Source organism: Staphylococcus rostri (genome assembly GCF_002902145.1).
In the GTDB taxonomy this organism is placed as follows: Bacteria; Bacillota; Bacilli; order Staphylococcales; family Staphylococcaceae; genus Staphylococcus; species Staphylococcus rostri.
On record NZ_PPRF01000071.1, the window covers coordinates 1 to 5,224 of the forward strand.

Below are 5,224 nucleotides of genomic sequence, written 5' to 3' on the forward strand. Positions count from 1 at the left end.
CAATTACTATTGATAAACATTATTTAGAAAGACATCCTAAAAAAACAATTCATAACGAGAATGTTTTAAATAAATTAAAGGATGATGAAAATACAATAAATATTTTGGTGCCAATTCAATATAAAAAATATGAGAAAAAAATTATTAGAAATTATTTAGAAGAGCTCAAATTACTAAGATACCTTGAAAAATCAGATGATGTACCAGATGAAGGTCATAGAGTAAACATTATTTGGGTAAAAAAAGGAGAGCGATTCTTTACGTATCATTCAGAAATAGGAGATGTGAAAAACACTATTGTTAATCCCATTGCAATCGTAGAATTAGGTTATACAAATGCTTTGAACTTTGAAAAGTATTACAGCATGACGTATGCATTTGAAAGTCATTTAGATGATCCATACGAGACTATTCGCAAAGATTTAAAAAAATATCAACTGGATGGTGCTATTCCGAGTGTAAGGGCAGTATATGATACTAAAATTGACAACATTAAAGTGTTACAAAAAGAAATCTACAAATACACGGGTTTGGCGCTACTCACAAGCATCACGTTCATCTTAACGACTTTGACGTTTATTCAAATTTACTTCAAGTCGTATCAGTTCCAAATTTTTCTTAAGCGTTCGTTGGGCTATAGTTACTGGTCGATTCACAAGTGGATGTTGCTGTTCCTCGTTATGCTACATGTTTTGATGGGCGCATTACTATTAACAAGCCACAACATGATTGCAATATCAGTTTTTGCGTCAATTACGTTGATAGAGGCACTGTCTGTCGCATTTACATTTATGAAGTTGAATCGTGAAAATGTCAATCTGGTGTTAAAGGGGAAGAAAGATGATTAACTTACAAAATATTAATAAATCATTCGGTAACAAGCGCATTTTAGAAGATTTTAGTTTGACCATTAAGCAAGGTGACTTTGTCGTTATTCACGGTGCGAGTGGTAAAGGAAAGTCGACGTTACTTAATATCATCGGACTGTTAGAAAATCCAGATGCAGGTACCATTACGTTTAAAGGACAAGCCATTCAAAAAGAGAAAGATAAGTTAGCGTTTAAACGAGAGGACATTGCCTATATTTATCAACATTATGGTTTGTTAGAGAATGAGTCGGTTTTAAAGAATTTAACGTTGCCACTCAATGTGAATAAAAGCGATAGTGCACGTATTCAAGAAGTGATGGCACGTGTTGGATTGGCGGATATGCCGTTAAAAACAAAAGTGTATACGTGCAGTGGTGGCGAACAACAACGGATTGCGATTGCACGGGCGATTTTAAAAGCACCAAGCGTGATTATTGCGGATGAACCTACCGGAAACTTGGATGACCAAAATAGTGACACGGTCATGTCAATGTTTAAAGAACTGAATGATGATGGTGTTACGGTTGTTTTAGCAACACATGAACCCGCTTATTTTAGTATTGGTAATCAAGAAATCAACTTGAATGAGGTATGATGTTTACACTGCTCAAAAGTTAAAGTAGATTTAATTTTTGGGCAGTTTTTTAGTATGAAAGCATTGAAAATAATTATGTTATAATAACAAGCGAGCATTAAATACCACTACGTTTAATTGCTCTAAAACAAATACATAAAAGGGTGATGCACATGAATCAATGGACAAAAACATCAGCAGTATTATTGGCATTAGGACTTGTAACGACATCTGTGCCACACGATGCGTTAGCTGGTAGTGAAGCAGCACAACAACCAATGACGCAACAAAACACAGAGAAAGATGCAGCAGCGCAGTTAGCGGCACAAAATATGATGAGTGTTGCATGGTATCAAAATTCTGCGGAGGCTAAAGCGTTGTATGCGCAAGGCTATAACTCGGCGAAAGAAGCGTTAGATGCGCAAATTCAAAAGCATAAAGGCGGCAAAAAGTTAGCGATTGCTTTGGATATTGATGAAACGGTACTTGATAATTCGCCGTATCAAGCGTACAGCACGTTAAATGGAACATCTTTCCCTGAAGGCTGGCATGAATGGGTAGCAACTGCACAAGCAAAACCTGTGTATGGTGCGAAAGATTTCTTAAAATATGCAGACGCGCATGATGTGGAAATTTTCTATGTTTCAGACCGTTCTCACGAGCAAGATTTGAATGCGACGATAAAAAATCTGAAAAAAGAAGGTTTACCACAAGCGGATAAAAAGCATGTGTTATTGAAAAAAGAAGGGGAGCATGGCAAATCTGAACGCCGTGATCAAATTAAAACGAATTATCGTCTTGTACAGTTATTCGGCGACAATTTATTAGATTTTGATGAGCCAAAAGCAGCAACGGCTGAAGGGCGCGACACATTTGTGAAACAGCACGAAGATGATTTTGGTAGCAAATACATTATCTTCCCAAATCCAATGTACGGTAGCTGGGAAGCGACGTTATACAACAATGATTACAGCATCAGCCCAGAACAAAAATCACAGTTACGCCAATCATCTGTCACTTATTTTGATCCAGCAACAAAACAATTAAAACAACAAGAAGTTCAATAATAAGTAAGTAGAAAGCATAATAAAGCCATTGCGTCGTTTGAGATACGCAATGGCTTTTAAATTAATGTGATTCGGTTGATTGATGCGTTGATGATGATGATCCGACTGCATCTAATATTAAGATAATGACAAAAACAACAGCAGCTAATGCGATTGGCGTTACTAAGTTAAGTGGTCCGCCACCGTTTAAACTGTTCAATACAAAGTTCACCATCTCAAATAAAATAACAGCCCAGATAAACGTAATGATGTATTTCATTATGTACGCCTCCATTTTTGCTGATACTGCTATTATAAAGCTCTTTCATATAATTGTATAGTGTTGACGAGTGTATGGCTTGTCATTTTTTAGTACCTTGTGTTAAATTAATACCTGGTATTAAAAAATTAAAGAAGGTGTTCAAACCATGAATGTGGGAATAAAAGGATTTGGCGCTTATGTTCCAGAGCGTGTCGTTGATAATAGCTATTTTGAGGCATATCTTGATACGTCAGACGCGTGGATTTCACAAATGACTGGAATCAAAGAACGTCGCTGGGCAGATGAAGAACAGGACACATCACATCTTGCGTATGAAGCGAGTGTGAGAGCAATTGAAGATGCAGGAATTCAACCGGAAGATGTCGACATGGTCATCGTCGCAACTTCAACGGGAGATCATCGTTTTCCAACGGTTGCGAATATGTTACAAGAACGCTTAGGTTTATCGAAAGTAGCTTCAATGGACCAATTAGCAGCATGTACAGGCTTTATGTATGGCATTGTGACAGCTAGAGCGTTTATACTATCAGGAGATTATAAAAATATCCTAGTTGTAGGTGCAGATAAATTATCAAAAATTACAGATTTAAATGACCGTGGTACAGCGATTTTATTTGGTGATGGCGCGGGCGCGGCTATTATTGGCGAAGTGTCAGGTAACCGTGGTATTCTAAGTTATGAAGTCGGTTCTGACGGTATTGGTGGCAAGTATTTATACCAAGAACAAGAAACAGACTTAATCCGTATGAATGGACGTGAAGTGTTCAAATTCGCTGTACGTGTGATGGGTGACTCATCGACACGTGTTGTTGAAAAGGCTCAATTGACAGCTGATGACATTGATATGTTTATACCGCATCAAGCGAATATCCGTATTATGGAGTCAGCACGACAACGTCTCGGTATACCGCCAGAAAAAATGAGCGTATCCGTTGATAAATATGGTAATACATCGGCTGCATCGATTCCTTTAAGTATTGGACAGGAACTTGAAAATGGTCGTATTAAAGATGATGATATTTTAGTACTCGTAGGATTTGGCGGTGGGCTTACATGGGGCTCAATCGTAATTCGCTGGGGTAAATAATAGAGGAGGATATCCAATGACAAAGAAACAACGTGTTGTAGTAACGGGATTAGGTGCCTTATCACCAATCGGTAACGACGTTCCTACAATGTGGCGCAACGCATTAAACGGTGTCAATGGAATTAATGAAATTACACGCATTGATACAGAACCCTATCAGGTACATATTGCCGGAGAATTAAAAGACTTTAATATAGAGGATCACATTCCTAAAAAAGAAGCGCGTAAAATGGCACGCTTTACACAATATGCAGTTGTTGCTGCACGTGAAGCGGTAGCAGATGCGAATTTAGATATTAATGAAACAACAGCACCACGTATTGGTGTGTGGATTGGTTCAGGTATTGGTGGTATGGAGACGTTTGAAGATGCGTTTGAACAACTACAAAAACGCGGACCTCGACGTGTTAGCCCATTTTTCGTACCGATGTTAATTCCAGATATGGCTTCTGGTCAGGTTTCGATTGATTTAGGTGCCAAAGGGCCAAACGGTTCAACTGTTACGGCATGTGCAACGGCAACGAACTCAATTGGTGAAGCATTCAAGTTTATTCAACGTGGCGATGCTGATGCAATGATTGCAGGTGGTACGGAAGCCCCAATTACACATATGTCAATTGCCGGATTCAGCGCGAGCCGTGCATTATCAACTAATAATGATGTTGAAACAGCATGTCGTCCATTCCAAGAAGGCCGTGACGGATTTGTCATGGGTGAAGGTGCAGGTGTAGTTGTGCTTGAGTCTTTAGAATCTGCACAAGCGCGTGGTGCACATATCTATGCGGAAGTTGTTGGTTATGGTTCAACAGGCGATGCACATCACATTACAGCACCAGAAGGAGAAGGTGGTGCGCGTGCGATGAAGATGGCATTGGATGATGCAGAAGTGACACCGGATGCGGTTCAATATTTAAATGCACATGGTACAAGCACGCCAGTTGGTGACTTATTTGAGTACCAAGCAATTAAGCGTACATTTGGCGACCATACGAAGTCGATGAAAGTCAGCTCAACGAAGTCTATGATGGGTCATATGTTAGGTGCGACTGGTGGTATTGAGGCGATTTTCTCAGTACTATCTATCCGTGATGGTAAAATTGCGCCAACAATCCATGCACATGCACAAGATCCAGAGATTGATTTAGATATTACGCCGAATGAAGCGGTTGATCATGACATTACGTATGCGATGAGCAACAGCTTAGGTTTTGGTGGTCATAACGCAGTATTACTTTTCAAAAAATATGAAGATGCATAAATATAAGAAAAACGGGGCTGGGACATAATTCGTTCTAAGCCTCTTTTGTAAAAAGCCCTGATTAGATGTTAAAAAACATTTAATCAGGGCTTTGTCATGGATATTAG

General features: G+C 38.9%; 6 protein-coding genes. 5 read left to right on the top strand and 1 reads right to left on the bottom strand.

All coding sequences use genetic code 11. The features are described from left to right. From CD122_RS09435 to CD122_RS09445, 3 genes are all read left to right on the top strand, one after another. Positions 1–848: DUF1430 domain-containing protein (locus CD122_RS09435; protein ID WP_142381202.1), on the top strand; the 848-nt coding region annotated here is incomplete at its 5' end. After that, positions 841–1,464 (top strand): ABC transporter ATP-binding protein, encoded by a 624-nt coding sequence (locus CD122_RS09440; RefSeq protein WP_103358730.1) that lies wholly within the window; start codon positions 841–843, stop codon positions 1,462–1,464. The genes CD122_RS09435 and CD122_RS09440, both read left to right, overlap by 8 nt. A gap of 152 nt (positions 1,465–1,616) precedes the next feature. Continuing rightward, on the top strand, positions 1,617–2,510 hold the full coding sequence (locus CD122_RS09445) for a 5'-nucleotidase, lipoprotein e(P4) family (RefSeq protein WP_103358731.1): 894 nt from the start codon (positions 1,617–1,619) through the stop codon (positions 2,508–2,510). A 61-nt stretch (positions 2,511–2,571) separates the two neighbouring features. Here the strand turns inward: CD122_RS09445 and CD122_RS09450 are convergent, their stop codons facing one another. After that, positions 2,572–2,769, bottom strand: coding sequence for a DUF2929 family protein (locus tag CD122_RS09450; protein ID WP_103358732.1), 198 nt, complete (start codon positions 2,767–2,769; stop codon positions 2,572–2,574). A 148-nt stretch (positions 2,770–2,917) separates the two neighbouring features. Between CD122_RS09450 and CD122_RS09455 the strand changes: the two genes are divergently transcribed. Together CD122_RS09455 and fabF are read left to right on the top strand one after the other, a co-directional pair. Continuing rightward, on the top strand, positions 2,918–3,859 hold the full coding sequence (locus CD122_RS09455; protein ID WP_103358733.1) for a beta-ketoacyl-ACP synthase III: 942 nt from the start codon (positions 2,918–2,920) through the stop codon (positions 3,857–3,859). Positions 3,860–3,875: 16 nt separating this feature from the next. Further along, positions 3,876–5,117 carry a beta-ketoacyl-ACP synthase II gene (gene fabF, locus CD122_RS09460; protein WP_103358734.1) on the top strand — a complete coding sequence of 414 codons (1,242 nt, stop codon included), beginning with the start codon at positions 3,876–3,878 and terminating at the stop codon, positions 5,115–5,117. Positions 5,118–5,224 lie beyond the last annotated feature (107 nt).

Bases quoted from the DNA above. Each gene is read 5' to 3' on its own strand.
- CD122_RS09455 (WP_103358733.1), top strand. From the start codon at position 2,918: ATGAATGTGGGAATAAAAGGATTTGGCGCTTATGTTCCAGAGCGTGTC.
- fabF (WP_103358734.1), top strand. From the start codon at position 3,876: ATGACAAAGAAACAACGTGTTGTAGTAACGGGATTAGGTGCCTTATCA.
- CD122_RS09450 (WP_103358732.1), bottom strand. From the start codon at position 2,769: ATGAAATACATCATTACGTTTATCTGGGCTGTTATTTTATTTGAGATG.
- CD122_RS09440 (WP_103358730.1), top strand. From the start codon at position 841: ATGATTAACTTACAAAATATTAATAAATCATTCGGTAACAAGCGCATT.
- CD122_RS09445 (WP_103358731.1), top strand. From the start codon at position 1,617: ATGAATCAATGGACAAAAACATCAGCAGTATTATTGGCATTAGGACTT.